Annotated in this window: 18 protein-coding genes; 8 read left to right on the forward strand and 10 right to left on the reverse strand. The window is 60.4% G+C overall.

Annotated features, from left to right (window positions below; translation table 11 throughout):
• Positions 1–206: 206 nt before the first annotated feature.
• Positions 207–821: a DUF2780 domain-containing protein gene (locus AC1DQM_RS11715; RefSeq protein ID WP_477746206.1), complete on the forward strand. Its 615-nt coding sequence runs from the start codon at positions 207–209 to the stop codon at positions 819–821.
• 1 nt (position 822) lies between these two features.
• Here the strand turns inward: AC1DQM_RS11715 and AC1DQM_RS11720 are convergent, their stop codons facing one another.
• The gene (locus AC1DQM_RS11720; RefSeq protein WP_477746207.1) at positions 823–1,707 is read right to left on the reverse strand and encodes an acyltransferase; all 885 of its coding nucleotides are present in this window, start codon (positions 1,705–1,707) and stop codon (positions 823–825) included.
• 337 nt (positions 1,708–2,044) lie between these two features.
• Between AC1DQM_RS11720 and rloA2 the strand changes: the two genes are divergently transcribed.
• From rloA2 to creD, 4 genes are all read left to right on the forward strand, one after another.
• Complete coding sequence (rloA2, locus tag AC1DQM_RS11725; RefSeq protein ID WP_018928803.1) at positions 2,045–2,551, forward strand: retropepsin-like aspartic peptidase RloA2; 507 nt, start codon at positions 2,045–2,047, stop codon at positions 2,549–2,551.
• Positions 2,552–2,610: 59 nt separating this feature from the next.
• A complete protein-coding gene (gene creB, locus AC1DQM_RS11730; RefSeq protein WP_477746208.1) occupies positions 2,611–3,300 on the forward strand; it encodes a two-component system response regulator CreB in 690 nt (229 codons plus the stop codon).
• A complete protein-coding gene (gene creC, locus AC1DQM_RS11735; RefSeq protein ID WP_477746209.1) occupies positions 3,300–4,727 on the forward strand; it encodes a two-component system sensor histidine kinase CreC in 1,428 nt (475 codons plus the stop codon). Before creB ends, creC begins: the two co-directional genes overlap by 1 nt.
• 119 nt (positions 4,728–4,846) lie before the next feature.
• Positions 4,847–6,217 (forward strand): cell envelope integrity protein CreD, encoded by a 1,371-nt coding sequence (gene creD / locus AC1DQM_RS11740; protein ID WP_064620818.1) that lies wholly within the window; start codon positions 4,847–4,849, stop codon positions 6,215–6,217.
• A gap of 181 nt (positions 6,218–6,398) precedes the next feature.
• Here creD and AC1DQM_RS11745 read toward each other — a convergent pair whose 3' ends face one another.
• From AC1DQM_RS11745 to AC1DQM_RS11755, 3 genes are all read right to left on the reverse strand, one after another.
• Positions 6,399–7,028, reverse strand: coding sequence for a glutathione S-transferase (locus AC1DQM_RS11745; protein ID WP_019650301.1), 630 nt, complete (start codon positions 7,026–7,028; stop codon positions 6,399–6,401).
• A 206-nt stretch (positions 7,029–7,234) separates the two neighbouring features.
• The gene (locus tag AC1DQM_RS11750; protein WP_477746210.1) at positions 7,235–7,942 is read right to left on the reverse strand and encodes a 3'-5' exonuclease; all 708 of its coding nucleotides are present in this window, start codon (positions 7,940–7,942) and stop codon (positions 7,235–7,237) included.
• Positions 7,939–9,879 carry a putative nucleotidyltransferase substrate binding domain-containing protein gene (locus AC1DQM_RS11755; protein ID WP_477746211.1) on the reverse strand — a complete coding sequence of 647 codons (1,941 nt, stop codon included), beginning with the start codon at positions 9,877–9,879 and terminating at the stop codon, positions 7,939–7,941. The genes AC1DQM_RS11750 and AC1DQM_RS11755 overlap by 4 nt, the downstream gene beginning before the upstream one ends.
• 265 nt (positions 9,880–10,144) lie before the next feature.
• Between AC1DQM_RS11755 and AC1DQM_RS11760 the strand changes: the two genes are divergently transcribed.
• On the forward strand, positions 10,145–10,591 hold the full coding sequence (locus tag AC1DQM_RS11760) for a response regulator (RefSeq protein WP_477746212.1): 447 nt from the start codon (positions 10,145–10,147) through the stop codon (positions 10,589–10,591).
• Positions 10,592–10,852: 261 nt separating this feature from the next.
• Here the strand turns inward: AC1DQM_RS11760 and AC1DQM_RS11765 are convergent, their stop codons facing one another.
• Positions 10,853–13,030 (reverse strand): malate synthase G, encoded by a 2,178-nt coding sequence (locus AC1DQM_RS11765; RefSeq protein WP_477746213.1) that lies wholly within the window; start codon positions 13,028–13,030, stop codon positions 10,853–10,855.
• Positions 13,031–13,610: 580 nt separating this feature from the next.
• Here AC1DQM_RS11765 and AC1DQM_RS11770 point away from each other — a divergent pair.
• The gene (locus AC1DQM_RS11770; RefSeq protein ID WP_007936467.1) at positions 13,611–14,129 is read left to right on the forward strand and encodes a glycine cleavage system transcriptional repressor; all 519 of its coding nucleotides are present in this window, start codon (positions 13,611–13,613) and stop codon (positions 14,127–14,129) included.
• A gap of 215 nt (positions 14,130–14,344) precedes the next feature.
• Here AC1DQM_RS11770 and rarD read toward each other — a convergent pair whose 3' ends face one another.
• The 5 genes from rarD to AC1DQM_RS11795 form a co-directional block, all read right to left on the reverse strand.
• Positions 14,345–15,232: an EamA family transporter RarD gene (gene rarD / locus AC1DQM_RS11775; protein ID WP_428633034.1), complete on the reverse strand. Its 888-nt coding sequence runs from the start codon at positions 15,230–15,232 to the stop codon at positions 14,345–14,347.
• Between the two features lie 160 nt (positions 15,233–15,392).
• Positions 15,393–16,367: a serine/threonine protein kinase gene (locus AC1DQM_RS11780; protein WP_477746214.1), complete on the reverse strand. Its 975-nt coding sequence runs from the start codon at positions 16,365–16,367 to the stop codon at positions 15,393–15,395.
• Between the two features lie 163 nt (positions 16,368–16,530).
• Positions 16,531–18,432 carry a PhoX family protein gene (locus AC1DQM_RS11785; protein WP_477746215.1) on the reverse strand — a complete coding sequence of 634 codons (1,902 nt, stop codon included), beginning with the start codon at positions 18,430–18,432 and terminating at the stop codon, positions 16,531–16,533.
• A 72-nt stretch (positions 18,433–18,504) separates the two neighbouring features.
• On the reverse strand, positions 18,505–19,269 hold the full coding sequence (locus AC1DQM_RS11790; protein WP_477746216.1) for a TOBE domain-containing protein: 765 nt from the start codon (positions 19,267–19,269) through the stop codon (positions 18,505–18,507).
• A 63-nt stretch (positions 19,270–19,332) separates the two neighbouring features.
• Positions 19,333–20,073 carry a ComF family protein gene (locus AC1DQM_RS11795; RefSeq protein ID WP_064620802.1) on the reverse strand — a complete coding sequence of 247 codons (741 nt, stop codon included), beginning with the start codon at positions 20,071–20,073 and terminating at the stop codon, positions 19,333–19,335.
• A 90-nt stretch (positions 20,074–20,163) separates the two neighbouring features.
• Here AC1DQM_RS11795 and bioB point away from each other — a divergent pair, with 90 nt between their 5' ends.
• Positions 20,164–21,219 carry a biotin synthase BioB gene (gene bioB, locus AC1DQM_RS11800; protein ID WP_008008198.1) on the forward strand — a complete coding sequence of 352 codons (1,056 nt, stop codon included), beginning with the start codon at positions 20,164–20,166 and terminating at the stop codon, positions 21,217–21,219.
• Positions 21,220–21,221: the final 2 nt, after the last annotated feature.

The following is a 21,221-nucleotide window of genomic DNA, read 5'->3' on the forward strand; positions in this document are numbered from 1 at the left end:
CAGTTGATCTCATTGTCCAGAACTCAGACGCAGCCGGTTCGGTCATACCGTTCATCGGTTGCGTCCCAGGAGGCACGTTTTATAGACGCCACCTGGGGATAAATGCCCACGCAAACGAGGAACATGCTGGCGTACATCCGGTCCAATCAGCAGTTTTGCCGCCCCGCCGTTACCGGGCGGCTTTCATGGCACAAGAGGATGTCTGGATGAACGTTTCACGCTGTTTTGCACTGGCATCGCTCATGGCTGTCGCTTCGTTGACGACGCTGGCCGCCAGCCCGGCCTTTGCACAGTTAAGCCTCAGCGATGCGGTCAAGGCGGTGTCATCGATGCAGGACGACGAGGATGTTGAGAGTGTCGAGGCCGATGATGTCGATGGCATCGTGGCGGCGGCGCCCAAGGCGGCCGGTTTGCTCAATACCCTGGGTTCGCAGCTCGACATTACCCCGGAGCAGGCCATCGGCGGTGCCGGTGCGATGCTGGGGCTGGCGAGGAATCAGCTCAGCGGCCAGGACTTCTCCGAACTGAGCAAAACCGTGCCAGGCCTCGCTCAGATCGCCGGCAACAGCGCGATCAGTGGCCTGACTGGCTTGGGTGGGTTGCTCGGTGCGGGTTCAGACAAGAATGCGTTGCTCGATGGCTTGCTGGGTAACGTCAAAGACACCAAGGACCTGAACAACGCCTTCAGCGCCCTGGGCATGGACACCGGGATGGTTGGCGTGTTTGCCCCGGTGATCCTGCAATACCTCGGTCAGCAAGGCGTTGCCGGTTCGCTGTTGCAAAACCTCGGCGGGATCTGGGGCACCGGCGCCGGTAGCTGAGTCAGCCCTCGCCGCGTAGTGCCTGGATGCGCCGGTCCTTCACGATCCAGAGCTGGTTGACCCAGTTCTGGATTGTTTCGCGAAACTCCGGATCGTTTTCGTAATCGCCTTGCCACAGTGCCGGGTCCAGTTCGCGGGTGTGGATGTCGATGATCACTTTGGGCACGTTGCCACTAAGCAAATCCCAGAACCCCGGAATCTTCTGCTGCGGATACACCACCGTCACATCGAGAATGGCGTCCAACTGTTCGCCCATCGCCGCCAGCACGAACGCCACGCCGCCCGCCTTGGGCTTGAGCAGGTGGGTGAACGGTGACTGCTGCTGGGCGCTTTTCGCCGCGGTGTAGCGGGTGCCTTCCAGGTAGTTGACCACGGTCACCGGCTGGCGCTTGTACAACTCGCAAGCTTGTTTGGTGATCTCCAGATCCTTGCCGGCCAGCTCCGGGTGCTTCTCCAGGAACGCCTTGCTGTAGCGCTTCATGAACGGATAGTCCAACGCCCACCAGGCGAGGCCCAGGAATGGCACCCAGATCAGTTCTTTCTTGAGGAAGAACTTGAAGAACGGCGTGCGCCGGTTCAGTGCCTGGATCAGCGCCGGGATATCGACCCAGGACTGATGGTTACCGATCACCAGATACGAGGTGTCGCCGCGCAGCTCATCGCCACCGCGAATGTCCCATTGGGTGGGAATGCACAGGCGGAAGATCAGCTTGTCGATCTCGGCCCAGGTTTCGGCAATCCACATCACCGCCCACGAGGCGTAATCGCGAAAGCGCCCGGGCAGGAGCAGTTTGAGCAGCGCGAACACCATCAAAGGCCCGAACAGGACCAGCGTGTTGAGCAATAGCAGCAGGGTAACGAAACAGCCGGTGAGCAGGCGGCGCATAGATAACTCTTGAAAGCGTGTGGGCGCGCCATGATAAGCAGCTTCGGTTGGCAGGCCAAATCGGTGGTGACGAATGTTTCACCTTGGTAGCGGTATGCTCTCAGCGTATCGCTGTTGCCTTTGTGGCGAGGGAGCTTGCTCCCGCTGGGTTGCGCAGCGGCCCTAAAACCAGGCGCCGCGATTTTCAGGTATACCGCAGGCAACGGTTTTACGAGCGCTGCGCCCCCGAACGGAAGCAAGCTACCTCGCCACAAAAGTGGGAAGTGGTCCAACTATCGTTGTTTTTTGCGGTCTAGAATTCGGCCATGCGTCCACATCCCTCAAGGAAGCCCCTTACGTGAAATCTCTCCTTGCACTGCTTGCCCTCGTGACCCTGCCGGTCCTGGCCGCCGAGCCGACCCTGTACGGGCGTTACGAATACATCGCGCTGCCGGAAATCGGCGGTGAAGTCCTCAAGGCCAAAATGGACACCGGCGCCCTGACCGCATCGCTGTCGGCCAAAGACATCGAAACCTTCACCCGCGACGGCGACGAGTGGGTACGTTTCCGTCTCGCCACCAAAGGCGCGAGCAACAAGGTCTACGAACACAAGGTCGCGCGGATCAGCAAGATCAAGAACCGTGCCGATGAAGAAGATGAAGACAAGGCCGTGAGCGAAGTGACCAAGCGTCCGGTGGTCGATCTGGAACTGTGCCTGGGCAACGTCAAGCGCACCGTCGAGGTCAACCTCACCGACCGCAGCAGCTTCAACTATCCGCTGCTGATCGGCGCCAAAGCCCTGCGCGAATTCGGCGCAGCAGTGAACCCGGCGCGTCGCTTTACAGCCGACAAACCCGACTGCTGATTGACGGCGAATCAGCCTTGGGGCACCGTTCGTCCACTTAACCAGCGGGCTCGGACGCCATGCCTCATATCCTGATTGTCGAAGACGAAGCGGCGATTGCCGACACCCTGATTTTCGCCTTGCAGGGCGAGGGCTTTACCACCACCTGGTTGAGCCTTGGCGCGGCGGCGCTCGAACATCAGCGCGCCACGCCGGCCGACCTGATCATTCTCGATATCGGCCTGCCGGATATCAGCGGCTTCGAGACCTGCAAGCAATTGCGGCGTTTCAGTGACGTGCCGGTAATTTTCCTCAGTGCCCGTGACGCCGAGATCGACCGCGTGGTGGGCCTGGAAATCGGCGCCGATGACTACGTGGTCAAGCCGTTCAGCCCTCGGGAAGTGGCGGCGCGGGTCCGGGCGATTCTCAAGCGCATGGCGCCACGACTGGTGGCGGAGGTGTCGGAGGTGGCTTCAGCGCTGTTTCGCATCGACGGCGATCGGGTGCAGATCAGCTATCGCAACCAGCCGCTGAGCCTGACTCGCCATGAGTTTCGTTTGCTGCAATGCCTGCTGGAACAACCTGAGCGAGTCTTCAGCCGCGAGCAATTGCTCGATGCGCTGGGCGTGGCCGCCGATGCCGGTTACGAGCGCAGCATCGACAGCCACATCAAGAGCGTGCGCGCCAAGTTGCGCCTGGTGAAGGCCGATGCCGAGCCGATCCAGACTCATCGCGGCCTCGGCTACAGCTACAGCCCGGGACACAGCTGATGTCATTGGGGATCCGGATTTTTCTGGTCTACGTGCTGTTCATCGGCCTGACCGGCTACTTCGTGCTCAACACCGTGATGGAAGAAATCCGCCCCGGTGTGCGCCAGTCCACCGAAGAGACCCTGGTGGACACCGCCAACCTGATGGCCGAGATCCTGCGCGACGACTTCAAGGCCGGCACCCTCAGCCAGAACCGCTGGCCCGAGTTGCTCAAGGCTTATGGCGAGCGACAACCGCAGGCGAAAATCTGGGGCCTGTCGAAGAATCAGGTCAATCACCGCATTTACGTCACCGATGCCAAAGGCATCGTGGTGCTGGATTCCAGCGGGATTGCGGTGGGCCAGGACTACTCGCGCTGGAATGACGTCTACCTGACCCTGCGTGGCGAGTACGGTGCGCGTTCGACGCGCAGCAACCCGGACGACTCGAATTCGTCGGTGATGCACGTCGGTGCGCCGATTCGCGACAACGGCCAGATCATCGGCGTGGTGACGGTGGCCAAACCCAACAGCTCACTGCAGCCTTACGTCGATCGCACCGAACGGCGATTGCTGACGTATGGCGCTGGATTGATTGGCCTCGGTTTGTTGTTCGGTGCGCTGTTGTCCTGGTGGCTGAGCGCGGCACTGCGGCGGTTGACGGCCTATGCCCAGGCCGTCAGTGAAGGCCGCCGGGTCGAGGTGCCGCATTACCGCGGCGGCGAGCTGGAGCAACTGGCCACGGCACTGGAGCACATGCGCACCCAGCTCGAAGGCAAAGCCTACGTCGAACGTTATGTACACACCCTGACCCATGAATTGAAAAGCCCGCTGGCGGCGATTCGTGGCGCGGCGGAGCTGCTGCAAGGCGAAATGCCGCCGGCCCAGCAGCAGCGTTTCGTCAGCAACATCGACAGCGAAAGCGCGCGCATGCAGCAGTTGATCGAACGACTGCTGAACCTGGCGCAGGTTGAGCAGCGCCAAGGGTTGGAGGAGCGGGTGGCGGTGCCGTTGGCGGGCCTGGTGGAAGAACTGTTGAGCGCGCAGGCTGCACGAATCGAAGGCAAGCAATTGCGTGTGGAACGGCAAATTGCAGCGGATCTGAATCTGCTTGGCGAGCCGTTCCTATTGCGCCAGGCGCTGGGCAATCTGCTGGAGAATGCCTTGGACTTCACCCCAGCGCACGGCGTGCTGCGATTGTGTGCCGAGCGAGTCGGTGAGCAGATCGAGTTCAGGCTGTTCAACCAGGCCGAAGCGATTCCCGACTACGCGTTGCCACGCTTGAGCGAGCGCTTCTACTCACTGCCGCGTCCGGACAGTGGACGCAAGAGCACCGGTTTGGGGCTTAACTTCGTTGAGGAAGTGGTCAAGTTGCATGGTGGTGTGATGAGTATCGGCAACGTCGACGGCGGTGTTCAAGTGCGTTTGCGGTTGCCTTCTAGCCGCTGAAGATCGCAGCCTTCGGCAGCTCCTGCGCCGAGCGCAAACTCCACACACTCTCCACATTCTTCCCACAAAACCCCCACATACCCAATCCAGACTTTCCCCATCCAAACAGGGAGAGTCCCATGAACCGAAGCCTGACCCTAAAACTCGGGGCAATTGCCCTGCTGATTCTGTTGCTGCTGATCCCGCTACTGATGATCAACGGCGTGATCCAGGAGCGCCAGCAACTGCGTGACGGTGTACTCGAAGACATCGCCCGCAGTTCCAGTTACAGCCAGCAATTGAGCGGCCCGCTGATGGTGGTGCCCTATCGCAAAACAGTGCGCACCTGGAAAACCAACGAAAAAACCAACCAGCGTTATCAGGATGTCGGCGAGGAGCGTGGACGTTTGTATTTCTTGCCGGAGCGTTTCGAACTCGACGGCCAGGTCCAGACGGAGCTGCGCTCCCGGGGCATCTACGAGGCGCGACTGTTCCATGCCGATAACCGCATCAGCGGGCATTTTTCGGTTCCGGCACAACTGGGCATCAAGGAAGACTTCGCCGATTACCGCTTCGATCAGCCGTTCCTGGCTGTTGGCATCAGCGACATCCGCGGCATCGAAAATGCGCTGAAACTCGAACTCAATGGCCAGAAGCTGGATTTTGTACCGGGTAGCCAGGTGGGCTGGCTGGGCGAGGGTGTGCATGTGACGTTGCCGGCGCTGGACACCCAACAGGCCACGGAGTTGGCCTTCGGTTTCGACTTGCGTCTGCAAGGCACCGGCCAGTTACAGGTTCTGCCGGTGGGCAAGACCAGCAAGGTTTCACTGGCGGCCAATTGGCCTCACCCCAGCTTCATCGGCAATTACCTGCCGGCCCAGCGGGAAATCACCGATCAGGGCTTTACCGCCAACTGGCAGACCTCGTTTTTCTCCACCAACCTGCAAGAAGCGTTGAACAGTTGCGTGTCGGGCGGTCATTGCGAGGCGTTCAGCGGTCGCAGTTTCGGCGTGAGTTTCATCGACCCGGTGGACCAGTACCTGAAAAGCGACCGGGCAATCAAATACGCATTGCTGTTTATCGTCCTGACCTTCGCCGGTTTCTTCCTGTTCGAAGTGTTGAAAAGCCTGGCGGTGCACCCGGTGCAGTACGCCTTGGTGGGTGTAGCGCTGGCGTTCTTCTACCTGTTGCTGTTGTCGCTGTCCGAACACATCGGCTTTGCCCTGGCGTATCTGCTGTCGGCGAGTAGCTGTGTGGCGTTGATCGGTTTCTATGTCTGCCATGTGCTGCGCAGCGTGCGTCACGGCTTGAGCTTTTCGGCGGGGTTGGCGGCGCTATACGGGCTGCTTTACGGCTTGTTGAGCGCCGAGGATTACGCGCTGTTGATGGGCTCGCTGCTGTTGTTCGGGCTACTGGGTGTGTTCATGGTGCTGACCCGCAAGCTGGACTGGTACGGGATCGGGCAGAAAACCGCGAAGCCCTTGGACTTTGATATAGGTGCCGTGGAATGAGCCGGTGGTTGGGGTTGCACGAGGATCAGCGAGTGGGTGAGGTGTTGGCGACGCGGATTGCCAGGTTGTTTGCACAGAGATCAAAAGATCGCAGCCTGCGGCAGCTCCCACAGGAGCACGCGTTCGGCGCAGGAGCTGCCGAAGGCTGCGATCTTCTGAGGCCGGCATGGCCGACCAAAGATCAAACCTTGGGCATCGTCGCGATCATCGAAGGCCGCTGACTCACTTCGAAATACCACTCGGCCAACTTTGGATTTTCCTTGCGCCATTCCAGATCCGGATGGCGTAAATCCAGATAACCCAAGGCACAGGCCACACTGATCGCTGCCACATCGAAATGGCTGGTCAGCTCGGCAATCGCATCGGCCTCCAACAGCGCCAGGGCGCGACGAATCTTGTCGCGCTGACCGTCGAGCCATGCGTCCCAATGTTTCTCCGGTGAGCGCAGGGCCACTTCATAGCGAATCATCACGGCGGCATCCATGATCCCGTCTGCCAGAGAAGCCAGGGTCAAGCGCCGCCAGCGTGCCGAGCCTTCACGAGGAATCAGCGGATTGCCGACGTGTTGGTGATCGAGGTAATCGAGGATCACCCGGCTGTCGTACAACACATTGCCGTCGGCCAGGCGCAGCGCCGGAATCTTGCCCAGCGGGTTGTCTTTGTTGAGAGCCTGATCCGGACTGACCGGCGTGAGCTGGCAGGCTTGCAGCGCCACGCGGTTCGTTTGACCGGTCTCGTGCAACAGCACCATGACTTTGCGAACAAAGGGCGAGGCGGGGTTGTGGAACAGGGTCATGCTGGGGGCGGACATGGCGGCATCTCGATCATGGGCAGTGTCGGGAGCATAGCGCTTTGGTGTTTGAGTGTGGGAGCGAGCTTGTGGCGAGGGGGCTTGCCCCCGTTCGGCTGCGCAGCAGTCGTAAAACCGCCGAATGCGGTCTATATGGCGAAATGCAGGGGGCCGCTTCACGACCCAACGGGGCGGTGCGGCGGTCCGACAAGCCCCCTCGCCACAGGTCAGAAAGAAGGCGCTTGCCGCCGCCGCTTCCACTGACTCAGCCGCTGCTGCAGGTTCAACGGGCTATGAATCTGTTGCTGCCGCGCTCGGCTGAACAAAATCAGCATCAGCTCCGCCGTTGCCAAGGCATCGGCACTGGCGTTATGCCGTTCGAAGACCTCCAGCTTGAACCAGTCGATCCACTCATCCAGCCCGGCCTCGCGAAAGTGTGCCTGGGGGCAAAGCAGCGGGGCGATGTCTGCCACGTCCAGAAACGGATGTTGCAGCTTGTAACCCAGATGTTCTTTCAGTGCGCGCCCCAGCATGTGCTGATCGAACGGCGCATGAAACGCCAACACCGGACTGTCGCCGACAAATTCCATGAATTCGAGCAGGGCCTGCGCGGGGTCGCTGCCGGCGGCAATGGCGCTCGGACCCAGCCCATGAATCAACACGCTGGGGCCGAGTTTGAGTTCGGTGCATTGCAGCGTGCGCTCGAACTGCTGGCTGAAGTCGATCGCGCCGTCCTCGATCACCACGGCCCCGATGGACAACAGCCGATCCTTGTTCAGATTCAGTCCGGTGGTTTCCAGGTCGAGCACCACCCAGCGTTGCTCGCGCAGGCTGCAGTCGCTCAGTTGGGCCACGGCCGGCAAGCGATCCCGACGGTGTTGCAGTTCGCCGGGCAAAACGGGACTGGCCGGGCGCAGCCATGAAAACAGGCTCATAACTGATACCGCAGGGTCAGGCTGCTTTGCAGGCGTTGGGCCTGGCGCAGGGATTCACGCAGGATGCGTCGGTCCAGATGATTGAGGCTGTCGGGATCGACCCGGTTGGAGTAGGGCAAGTTCTCACGGGTCTGTAGCTGATGTTGCTGCATGCGGGTTTGCTGGATGAAGTGATACGCCTCTTCATAGGCCGCGCCGTCCAGCTGATCGATGACCTCTTTTTCCACCAATTGGCGAAAACGCTCCAGGGTGTTGTTGGCATCGATGCCGTGGGCCAGGGCCAGCACTCGCGCGCCGTCGACGAAGGGGGTCAGGCCCTGGAGTTTCAAGTCGAGGGTGGCTTTCTCGCCATTCTTGCGCGCCAGGACGAATTCGCGGAAACGTCCTACGGGTGGACGGTTGCGCAGGGCGTTCTCGGCCATCATGCGCTGGAACAACCGGTTGTCGCCGACCTGATCGAGAATGCCCCGGCGCAGTTGCTCGCAGCCCCGCTCATCGCCCCAGACCACGCGCAGGTCGAAGTAGATGCTCGATCCCAGCAGGTTTTCCGGGGTCGCCTCGCGGATAAACGCCGCAAAGCGTCGCGCCCATTCGACTCGGGACAAACACAGCTCGGGGTTGCCGGCCATGATGTTGCCTTTGCACAAGGTAAAGCCGCACAGCGCCAGGCTCTGATTGACCTGCTGGGCAATGGGCAGCAACTTGCCGCGAATCTCGGCGGCGTGGGCCGCATCGCGAGCTTCGAACAGAATGCCGTTGTCCTGATCGGTGTGCAGCGTCTGCTCGCGGCGGCCTTCGCTGCCGAAGCACAGCCAACTGAACGGCACACCGGGATCACCTTTCTCCGCGATGGCCAGTTCGATCACCCGGCAGACGGTGTGGTCGTTGAGCAGGGTGATGATATGGGTGATCTGCGTCGAGGACGCGCCGTGGGCTAGCATCCGCTCGACCAATTGGCCGATTTCGCCGCGGATCGCCACCAGGTTTTCCACCCGCTGGGCGCTGCGAATGGTCCGCGCCAGGTGCACCAGATCGACCCTTTGCAGGGAAAACAGGTCACGCTCCGAAACCACGCCACACAGGCGCTGGTCCTTGACCAGGCAGACGTGGGCGATGTGTCGCTCGGTCATGGCGATCGCTGCGTCGAAGGCACTGTGGTCCGGCGACAGGAAAAACGGCGCCCGGGTCATGTGCCGCTCGATGGATTCATTGAAATCACTGGTGCCGTTGGCCACCACATGCCGCAAATCGCGCAGGGTGAAAATGCCCAGCGGCGCCTTTTGTTCATCGACCACCACAATGCTGCCGACTTGCTGATCGTGCATCAGCGTCACCGCTTCACGCAGGGGTGTGATCGGGCTGCAGGTAACCGGGTGACGCATGGCCAATTCGCCCAGCCGGGTATTGAGCGAATACTGGGTGCCGAGGGTTTCCACGGCTTTTTGCTGGACTTGCTGATTCACCTGGTCCAGCAAGCTGCTGACACCCCGTAGGGCAAAGTCGCGGAACGGATTGGACAGTGCGAACAGTTTGATGAACGCGAGCTTGTTCAGCTGTAGGCAAAAGGTATCTTCGGCCGCCAGATGTTCGGTGCGGGTTGCACGTTCGCCCAGCAGCGCGGCAAGGGGAAAGCACTCGCCGGTGGTGATTTCGAAAGTGGTTTCGGTGCCACCCTTGGCCGTGTGCGGGCGTTCCCCCACGACCCGGCCCTGTTTGACGATGTAGAAATGCTCAATCGGGCCATCGGCGGGTTTGATGATGCTCTCGCCGGGGGCATAAAAACGCAGCTGGCATTGCTCCACCAGATAGGCCAGGTGAGCGTTTTCCATCTGATTGAAGGGTGGGAAGCGCTGCAGGAATTGCAAAGTGCCTTGGATGTTCTGCAACACCGCGGTTTTCCCTGCCTGGGTGAAGGCGTCCGCTTTACTCATAACCATTACCGCAGTCTTTTTCTGATTGTTGTGTCGGATCGTTGTTTCAGATCGTTCCAGGCATGGTCGACCCCTGCGGGCAGGGTGCCCATTGGACGTAAGTCTAGGTAGGCAGTGCAGCGGCCGGAATATGGGAAATGTCTGACACAGCGGTGGGAAAAACCTCCTACATTGTCTATTGGAAAAGTTTCCGACGAAGTGCACATTGAAGTCTGCTGAGCGATGTCTGACACCCTGTGTCAGGAATCGCATCGAAAACGTTGAGAACGCCATGTCCGACCACGATATTTTGAGTGATGCCGAGCGCGAAGCACTCAGCGCCGTCATGCTGGAACCAGACTTGCCGCCGCAGCGGGTGCTGATCGTCGATGACGATAAGGATGCCCGCGAATTGCTGTCGGAAATTCTGGGGCTCGATGGCATTCACTGCATGACAGCGGCCAGTGGCGAGACGGCGCTCAAAATGCTGGAAGAGAAGCCATCGATCGGTCTGGTGATTACCGACCTGCGGATGGGCCACGTCGACGGCCTGGAACTGATCCGCCTGGTGCGGGAGTCGCCACGCGCGGCATTGCCGATCATCATCGTTTCCGGCGATGCCGACGTGAAGGATGCGATCGAAGCCATGCATTTGCACGTCGTGGATTTTTTGCTCAAGCCCATCGATAGCGAAAAATTGCTTGAATTGGTCAAGCATGAGCTGGGGATAGATGTGTAGCGCGGACTTCCAGGTTGGCAGCTTTTGTGGCGAGGGGGCTTGCCCCCGTTCGGCTGCGCAGCAGTCGTAGATTCTGCCGATGCGGTGTACGAAAGAATGTATGGGGCTGCTTCGCGACCCAACGGGGGCAAGCCCCCTCACCACAGGAATTGCATGTCTAGTCCTGAAACAGGTGTGAACCTATTTCAGGACTAGACAGCGTAAATGAAAAAGCCCTGATCTCTCGATCAGGGCTTTTTCACGTCCGGCGTCAGCGTTTACTCAAAGGCCGTTGGCAGCCTTGAACTCACGACGACGACGGTGCAGAACCGGCTCGGTGTAGCCGTTCGGCTGTTTAGTGCCTTCGACCACCAACTCGACCGCCGCCTGGAAGGCGATGTTGCTGTCGAAGTTCGGTGCCAGCGGGCGGTACAACGGGTCGTTGGCGTTCTGACGGTCAACCACCGGCGCCATGCGCTTGAGGCTTTCCATCACTTGCGCTTCGGTAACGATGCCGTGGCGCAGCCAGTTGGCGATGTGCTGGCTGGAAATACGCAGCGTCGCACGGTCTTCCATCAGGCCGACGTCGTTGATGTCCGGCACTTTCGAGCAACCTACGCCCTGGTCGATCCAGCGCACCACGTAACCGAGAATGCCCTGGGCGTTGTTGTCCAGTTCGTTCTTGATCTGTTCCGCAGTCCAGCTCGGATTTACAGCCAGCGGGATAGTCAGGATGTCGTCCACCGAAGCACGCGCACGTTTGGCCAGCTCGGCCTGACGGGCGAACACGTCGACCTTGTGGTAGTGCAACGCGTGCAGCGCAGCAGCTGTCGGCGATGGAACCCAGGCGGTGTTGGCACCGGCCAATGGGTGAGCGATTTTCTGTTCCAGCATGGCGGCCATCAGGTCGGGCATGGCCCACATGCCTTTACCGATCTGGGCACGACCTTGCAGGCCGGTGCTCAAACCGATGTCGACGTTCCAGTTCTCGTAGGCACTGATCCACTTCTCGGCCTTCATGTCGGCCTTGCGCACCATCGGGCCGGCTTCCATGGAGGTGTGGATTTCATCGCCCGTGCGGTCGAGGAAACCGGTGTTGATGAACACTACGCGCTCGCTGGCAGCCTTGATGCAGGCCTTGAGGTTGACCGTAGTACGGCGCTCCTCGTCCATGATCCCGACTTTCAGCGTATTGCGCGGCAGGCCGAGGACGTCTTCGATGCGACCGAACAGCTCGTTGGTAAACGCGGCTTCTTCCGGGCCGTGCATCTTCGGCTTCACGATGTAGACCGAACCGGTACGGCTGTTCTTGCGCGAGCTGTTGCCGTTGAGGCTATGGATCGCCGCGAGGCAAGTCACCAGACCGTCGAGAATGCCTTCTGGCACTTCGTTGCCGTCTTTGTCGAGGATCGCGTCAATGGTCATCAGGTGACCGACGTTGCGCACGAACAACAGCGAGCGACCGTGCAGGCTCAGTTCGCTGCCATCGAGAGCGGTGTAGGTGCGGTCGGCGTTCATGGTGCGGGTAAAGGTCTGACCGCCCTTGGAGACTTCTTCCGACAGGTCGCCCTTCATCAGACCGAGCCAGTTGCGATAGATCACCACTTTGTCATCGGCATCGACGGCGGCGACCGAGTCTTCGCAGTCCATGATGGTGGTCAGCGCGGCTTCCATCAGGATGTCTTTGACGCCGGCTGCGTCAGTCTGGCCGACCGGGGTGCTGGCGTCGATCTGGATTTCGAAGTGCAGGCCGTTGTTCTTCAGCAAGATCGCGGTCGGTGTGGCTGCATCGCCGTGGAAACCGATCAGTTGAGCATCGTTGCGCAAGCCGGTGTTGCTACCACCCTTGAGGGCGACAACCAGTTTGCCGTCAACGATCTTGTAGCCGGTGGAATCGACGTGGGAACCGGCAGCCAATGGCGCGGCTTCGTCGAGGAACGCACGGGCGAAGGCGATGACCTTGTCGCCACGTACCTTGTTGTAGCCTTTGCCCTTTTCCGCGCCATTCGCTTCGCTGATGGCGTCGGTGCCGTAGAGCGCGTCATACAGCGAACCCCAGCGGGCGTTCGAGGCGTTGAGCGCGAAACGGGCGTTCATTACCGGCACCACCAACTGTGGGCCGGCCATGCGGGCGATTTCGTCATCGACGTTTTGTGTCGTTGCCTGGAAATCGGCCGCTTCTGGCAGCAGATAACCGATGTCTTGCAGGAAGGCTTTGTAGGCCACCGCATCGTGCGCAACACCTGCACGAGCCTGGTGCCAGGCATCAATACGAGCCTGGAAATCATCGCGTTTGGCGAGTAGGGCTTTGTTCTTCGGTGCCAGGTCATGGATGACCTTGTCGGCACCGGCCCAGAACGTGTCGGCGGTGAGGCCGGTACCGGGAATGGCTTCGTTGTTCACGAAGTCGAACAGGACTTTGGCGACCTGCAGGCCACCGACTTGAACGTGTTCAGTCATTGCTTGCCTCACTCTGCTCAGCTATTTCGCTTTTCAGCTCTTCAATTTAACAATGAAGCCTCTGGCCATTTAAACCACAAACCCTTCTACCAGTACATGCCATTGCTGGCGGCTGGGTTCGTTCCGATCAACGGCATTGCGGCCTTGCTGACGGGGCTTTCAGGGTTGCGAGTGTGCCTGCGGCAGACATCGATCCAACGTTATGTAGTGCGCGCTGCGGCATACTACATGATGAATTGCGGTTGTGAAAATTAGACTAATTACGTCGTTCTGCGACCCCATGACGCATTGCAGTCATGTCGGGGAACGGGATGTTCTCAAAAAACTATTGGATTGTTCCAGCTAAATATAAAAACTTGTACACATAATCTTCGGTGCCCTGCTATGGGGCATTGCCTTTGTGGCGAGGGAGCTTGCCCCCGTTCGGCTGCGAAGCAGTCGTAGATCGCCTGATGCGAACACGCTGGAGAAACTCAAGGGGCCGCTTTGCGACCCAACGGGGGCAAGCCCCCTCGCCACATCCAGCCCCTTGCCTATACTTGCCTTTCCATTACAAAAGTCATGACAAGAGGGCTGCGCCATGGACCACCTCGTACTTACGGTATTCGCCCCGGACAAGCCCGGGCAGGTCGAGCGCATTGCCCAATGCATTGCCGAGCATGGCGGCAACTGGCTGGAGAGCCGCATGTCGCGCATGGCCGGGCAGTTCGCCGGGATTCTTCGGGTAGGCGTACCGGCCGAAGCCTACGATGAACTGGTAGACGCCCTACAGGGACTGTCGACCCAGGGCATCCGCGTGATGATCGCCGAAAGCAGCATCGAACAATCCTGCACCTGGAAGCCGATTGCCATGGAACTGGTGGGCAATGATCGCCCGGGCATTGTGCGGGACATTACGCGTCTGTTGAGTGAGCAAGGGGTGAGCCTGGAGCGGCTGGTGACCGAGGTGCGTCCGGCGCCGATGAGCAGCGAGCCGTTGTTCCATGCCGAAGCAATCCTCGCGGTGCCCCTGACCTTGTCGCTGGAGGTGCTGCAATCGCGCCTGGAAACCCTGGCGGACGACCTGATGGTCGAATTGGTGCTGCGCAGCGAACCTTGAACAGGTTATCCAAGTTATACGTGCACCTGCCTGTGGATAACCTGTAGAGACACCCCGCCAGCCCACGCCGGCCGGGGCTCTTCAGGATCTGATCAAAAAACCAGCAGTTTCAGTGACTTGCGCACAAACGCCGGGGATCACGTTGTGGATAACCTTGGGAAGGATGGATGCAGGCCACGGGAGACGTGGCCTGTAGAGGTTTGTATGTTTTCTGATCAACTGCGGCGGCGCAGACTTATCCACGCGTCGACGCTGTAAACCGCCAGACCTGCCCAGATAAAGATGAACGCCACCAGCGTGCTGGACGACAAGTGTTCGCCAAACAGCAGTACGGCTTGCAACAGCACCAGCGTCGGCGCCAGGTACTGGAGAAATCCGAGAGTGGTGTAGGGCAAGTGCCGGGCGGCGGCGTTGAAACATACCAGCGGCACCAGCGTCACCGGACCGGCGGCTACCAGCCACCAGGCTTCGGAGCTGGTCCAGAATGCGGCTTGCGCGCTGGTCGCCGTCGGGTTGAACAGCAGCCAGGCGAGCGCAATCGGCACCAGCATCCAGGTTTCCACCACCAGCCCCGGCAGCGCCTTGACCGGAGCCTGCTTGCGGATCAGGCCGTAGAAGCCGAAGGTCAATGCCAGCACCAGCGACACCCACGGCAGACTGCCGACCTGCCACACTTGCTGCGCGACACCGACCGCCGCCAGCCCCACCGCGATCCACTGCATGCGCCTTAGCCGTTCGCCGAGGATCAGCATCCCCAGCAGCACGTTTACCAACGGGTTGATGTAGTAACCGAGGCTGGCCTCAAGCATGCGTCCGTTGTTCACCGACCAGACGTAAGTCAGCCAGTTGGCCGCGATCAGCGTGCCGCTCAGGGCCAGGATCGCCAGCCGCCGTGGATTCTCACGCAGCTCGCGCCACCAGCCGGGATGCTTCCAGACGAGCAGCAGCAGGGCGCCGAACAACGCGGACCAAAGCACTCGGTGGATGATGATCTCCACGGCGGGTACGTTGGCGATGGCTTTGAAGTAGAGCGGGAAAAGTCCCCAGATGATGTAGGCACTCAGGCCCAGGATGTACCCGCGACGCAGGTTGGCGGCTTGCATGAGAATCCTTGCTTAGGCAGCTAACAAAGAGGGGATTGTATAGATGTGTCATGACTTTTGTAGGCGCGAGGCTTGCTCGCGAAGAACTTTAACGCCGTTTGCCGGCTAGCCCGCATCGATCTTTTCGCGGGCAAGCCTCATTCCTGCAAGGGGAGCGGCGTCAAAAGAGTTTCAACGGCTCTTCATTCAGCGCCGCCAATTGCTCACGCAACGCCAACACTTGATCGCCCCAATAGCGCTCGGTGCCGAACCACGGAAAGCTGCGAGGGAAGGCCGGGTCGTCCCAGCGACGGGCGAGCCAGGCGCTGTAGTGCATCAACCGCAAGGCGCGCAGCGGTTCGATCAGTGCCAGTTCCCGCGGGTCGAAGTCGTGGAATTCGCTGTAGCCGTCCATCAGTTCCGACAGTTGCCCCAGACATTCCTGACGGTCACCCGCCAGCATCATCCAGATATCCTGCACCGCCGGGCCCATGCGGCAGTCGTCGAGGTCGACGATGTGGAACATTTCGTCGCGGCACATCATGTTGCCGGGGTGGCAATCGCCATGTATGCGGATGTTCTGGTGTGGCGTGGCCTGGTAGGCCTCTTCCACGCGCTTGAGCAAGTCGCGGGCGACGGACTCGTAGGCCGGCAGCAGACTGCGCGGTACGAAATTGCCTTCGAGCAAGGTGGCCAATGAGTCGTGACCGAAGTTTTTCACCCCAAGCACTTCACGGTGTTCGAACGGTTTTGTAGCGCCGACCGCATGCAGACGACCCAGCAGTTGGCCCAGGCGATACAGCTGATCAAGGTTGCCCGGCTCCGGTGCGCGACCACCCCGGCGCGGGAACAGGGTGAAACGGAATCCGGCATGTTCGTGCAGGCTTTCATCGTTGTGGATCAGCGGCGGGACCACCGGTATATCGCACTCGGCGAGTTCGAAGGTGAATTGGTGTTCTTCGAGAATCGCTTCGTTGGTCCAGCGCAGCGGACGGTAAAACTTGGCGATCAGCGGCTCGGAGTCTTCGATGCCGACCTGATAGACACGGTTCTCGTAGCTGTTGAGCGCCAGAATACGGGCGTCGCTGAGAAAGCCGATGCTTTCGACGGCATCGAGCACGAGGTCTGGGGTGAGGGTTTCAAACGGGTGGGCCATGCTGACTCCTGCGCGCGGCAGGCTGCCGCGTCCGGCCAAGCATGGTAGCGCAGACGGGGCCTCTTTAGGGGGTGGGCTTGAGGTAAGTGTGGTTTGGGCTGACGCTTTCGCGGGCAAGCCTTGCTCCTGCAGTAGGCGCGAGACTTGCCGCGAAGAGGCCCCGTCAGGCGCCGACGATTCCGCCATCCTCGCGGGTAATCGCCATCACCGAAGACCGCGGCTTGCCATTGGGCAGGTGTTCAGGGAATGTCGACCCGCCGTTTTCCCCCGGATGCTGAATCCCGACAAACAAGGTCTTCTGATCCGGCGAGAAGCTGATCCCTGTCACCTCACAGCCCACCGGCCCGACCATGAAACGGCGGATCTCACCGGTTGCCGGGTCGGCGCACAGCATCTGGTTATTGCCCATGCCCGCGAAGTCGCCCGCATTGCTCGTGTCGCCGTCGGTCAGAATCCACAAGCGTCCGGCCTTGTCGAAGCCCAGGCCGTCCGGGCTGTTGAACATGTTCTGCGGGGTGATGTTTGACGAGCCGGCCTTCGGCGTGCCGGCGTGGACGCCCGGGTTGCCGGCGACCACAAACAGGTCCCAGGCAAAGCTATTCGAACCGTGATCGTCGCGGTCGGTGCGCCAGCGCAGGATCTGCCCGTAGACGTTCTTCTCGCGTGGGTTCGGGCCGCCCACCGGTTGGCCTTCTTCGCCGCGCTTGGCGTTGTTGGTCAGGGTGCAATAGACCTGGCCGTCCTTGGGGCTGACGACGATCCATTCCGGGCGGTCCATGCGCGTGGCGCTCACCACGCTGGCGGCGAGGCGCGCATGAATCAGCACTTCGGCCTGATCGGCAAAACCGCTGCTGGCGTCGATGCCGTTCTTGCCGTGGGTCAGTTCGATCCACTGGCCCTGGCCTTTCGGATGATCGGCGTTGCCGTCGCCCGCATCGAAACGCGCCACGTACAAGGTGCCGTGGTCCAGCAGATCGCGGTTGGCTTTGGGGTTTTTGTGGTTGATCTTGTCGCGGCTGACGAATTTATAGATGAACTCGCCACGTTCGTCGTCGCCCATGTACACCACGGCGCGACCGTCGTTGGTTTCGGCCAGGGCAGCGTTTTCATGTTTGAAGCGGCCCAGCGCGGTGCGTTTGACCGGCGTCGATTGCGGATCGAACGGGTCGATTTCCACCACCCAGCCGTGGCGGTTGAGTTCGTTGGGATTTTTCGCCAGGTCGAAGCGTGGATCGTGTTGATGCCAGTTGATGTCTTTGCTGGTTGCCACTGCGCCGTAGCGTTTCTGCGCGGCGTCGAATTTTTGCTCGGCATTGCTGCTGCCGAAGCAGTCGGTGAAGTTCTCTTCGCAGGTCAGATAAGTGCCCCACGGCGTTTTGCCGTTGGCGCAATTCTGGAAGGTGCCGAGGACTTTCTTGCCGTGTTTGTCGGCACTGGTTTTCAGCAGGTCGTGACCTGCTGCGGGGCCGCTCAGTTTGATGGGCGCATTACCGTGAATGCGCCGGTTGTAGCGCGAGCCCTGGACGAACTGCCACTGGCCGTTCTTGCGCTGCACTTCGATCACTGACACGCCTTCGCAGGCCAGGGCCTTGCGCACATCTTCCGCCGATTGCGGCATGCCGCCGTGGGGGTAGAGGTAGCGGTAATTGGTGTATTCGTTGTTGATCGCCATCAGCGCCCGGTCTTTGTCACCGGGGAATTCGAACAGGCTCATGCCGTCGTTGTTGTCGCCGAACTGGACTTCCTGCGCCTGGGCCGTGCCGTTACCGCTAGGGTCGAATGCCGGGCCATTCTTTTGCAGAGGCTGGCCCCAGCTAATCAAAACCGAGGACTTGTAGCCCGGCGGCAGGGTGATGGTATCGGTCGTGGCGACGGCAATGCTGTCGAAGCCCAACAGTTTGCTGGAACCGGCGCTGACGCTGGCGGCCAGCACGCTGCGACTCAACAGGTTGCCACCGAGAAACATCGCCGCACCGCAGAGGGCGCCGGCGCTGATGAAACCACGACGGCTGAGGCCGACCATTTTTTCGAGGTCGGTGGGTTGGTTGTCTTCTAATAGGCTCACATCAGGCTCCCTGCGGGTTTTTGCAGCCACCTTAAGGGCGGTTGATGAAGCTTTTGTTGCAGCGCCTGCAGGCTAGAGCGGTGTACCCAGCAGGATGTTCGATGGCGCGAACTGCACCTGCACCGGTTTACCGGCGGCAAGCCCGAGGTTTTTCAGGTGCAGCGGCTCGGCCAGGGCGCAAAGTGTCTGGCCATTGGGCAGGCCGATGCGCACTTCGCTGGGGCTGTCTTCAGCGTCGAGGATTTCTTCGATCGTGCCCTTCAGGCAATTGTTGCCATGTGTTGCAGCTTGATCGATGCCAAGCAGTTCCAGCCAACCGGCCTTGATCAGTGCGACCACTTCGGTACCCGTTTCCAGCTCCAGGCGCAGGGTGCTGTCGTGAGTGATCTGCGCGTCAATGAGCAAGCCTTCGGCCAGTTCAAGGCGGATCCGGTCGTTGCGCCCCTGTGCATCGATCGCCACGACCTTGCCGTGCAATTGATTGCGCGCGCTGGTTCTGAGCATCAGCCGACCGAGCAAGTCCAGGTCGCAGGCCTCTTCGGCGGCTTCCAGAACCTGAGCCTGCAACGCTTGCAGCTTTTGATACAGGCGCAACACGCGCTCGCCTTCGCTGGACAATTTGGCGCCACCGCCGCCCTTGCCACCAACGCTGCGCTCCACCAGTGGTTTCTGCGCGAGGTTGTTCAGCTCGTCGATGGCGTCCCACGCGGCCTTGTAACTCAGGCCGGCGCTTTTTGCGGCGCGGGTGATCGAGCCCTGTTCGGCGATGTGTTGCAGCAACGCGATGCGCTGCGGACGACGGACAATGTGCTGGGACAACAACGTAGGCAAGGACATGGCAAGGCGCTTTGGGCTGTGGCGATGGATGGGACGTTGGCGACTTGGCGTGCGGGAGTCAAGTCAGGCCCCATCGCCAGGTTTGGGGGTACGGGCCAGGCAGTAGACGTCGACCCGCGTCGCACCCGCCGCCATTAACAGCCGGGCCAGGGCCTGTGCGGTGGCGCCGGTGGTCAGCACATCGTCCACCAGTGCGAAGTGGCGACCTTTGACCGAAGCCTCGGGCGCCAGGGCAAAGGCGTGGCGCAGGTTCTTTTTACGTGCATCGGCATTAAGGTCTTGTTGCGCGCTGGTGTCCTGAGTCCTCACCAACAGCGTTTCATCACAAAGAATGTCGAGGCCGGCGCTGAGCCAGCGGGCGAGCATCGCCGCTTGGTTGAAACCCCGCTGTCGCAGCCGCTTGGGGGCCAGCGGTACCGGTATCAGCGCGTCGGGCCGATCCAGATCTTCATCGAAGCGATGTTGCAGGAACTGAGCAAGAAGTTCGGCGAGCAGGCGGCCAAGCGGCCATTTTGCGCTGTGCTTGAAGCGGGTGATCAAACTGTCGACGGGAAAGCTGTAAGTCCAGGGCGCGGCGACTCGCTCGAAGGCTGGCGGTTGTTTCAGGCATTGGCCGCACGTCAGACCGGTGGCGGGCAAGGGCAGGGCGCAGGTATGGCATTGGTCGCCCAGCCAGGGCAGCTCGGTTTCGCAGGCCATGCAGATCGGTATGGTGTCGTCTGCGACCTCTGAGCAGAGCAAACAGGATTGTTTGTTTTTTAACCAGATGTAAACCGGTCCTTCGTATCGTGGTTGACAGTGCATGAGTCTTCCTTAAATATGCCGAACATCCGTGTCGCGTCTGTGGGTATTCCATTCCCCAGTCGCTTGCCAAGCATAACCAAGGAATCGCCCATGAGCGCCAGCACCACTGCCACCCTGCGTCACGACTGGTCTTTGGCTGAAGTCAAAGCACTCTTCGTTCAGCCATTCAATGACCTGCTGTTCCAGGCGCAGACGGTGCACCGCGCGCATTTCGACGCCAATCGCGTCCAGGTTTCCACCCTGCTGTCGATCAAGACCGGCGCGTGCCCTGAAGATTGCAAATATTGTCCGCAGTCGGGTCACTACAACACTGGCCTGGAAAAAGAAAAGCTGATGGAAGTGCAGAAGGTCCTCGAAGAGGCTGCTCGCGCCAAGGCGATCGGTTCGACCCGTTTCTGCATGGGCGCGGCGTGGAAACACCCGTCGGCCAAAGACATGCCTTACGTGCTGGAGATGGTCAAAGGCGTGAAAGCCATGGGCCTGGAAACCTGCATGACCCTTGGTCGTCTCGATCAGGACCAGACCGTCGCCCTGGCCGAAGCCGGCCTGGACTACTACAACCACAACCTCGACACCTCGCCGGAGTTCTACGGCAGCATCATTACCACCCGCACTTACAGCGAACGCCTGCAAACCCTGGCCTACGTGCGTGATTCGGGGATGAAGATCTGCTCCGGCGGCATTCTCGGCATGGGCGAGTCCCTCGACGACCGCGCCAACCTGCTGATCCAGCTGGCCAACCTGCCAGAGCATCCAGAGTCGGTGCCGATCAACATGTTGGTGAAAGTCGCCGGCACGCCGCTGGAAAATGCCGACGACGTCGATCCGTTCGACTTCATCCGCATGCTCGCCGTTGCACGCATCCTGATGCCGAAATCCCACGTACGCCTGTCCGCCGGTCGCGAAGCGATGAACGAGCAGATGCAGGCCCTGGCGTTCTTTGCCGGCGCCAACTCGATTTTCTACGGCGAAAAACTGCTGACCACCGCCAACCCGCAGGCAGACAAGGACATGCAACTGTTCTCGCGTCTGGGCATCCTGCCGGAAGCCCGCGAAGAGCACGCCGACGAAGTGCATCAGGCCGCCATCGAACAGGCGCTGGTGGAGCAGAAGAGCAGCGAGCAGTTCTATAACGCTGCTGTTTAACC

The sequence above is a fragment of the Pseudomonas sp. 01L34 genome (genome assembly GCF_056400265.1).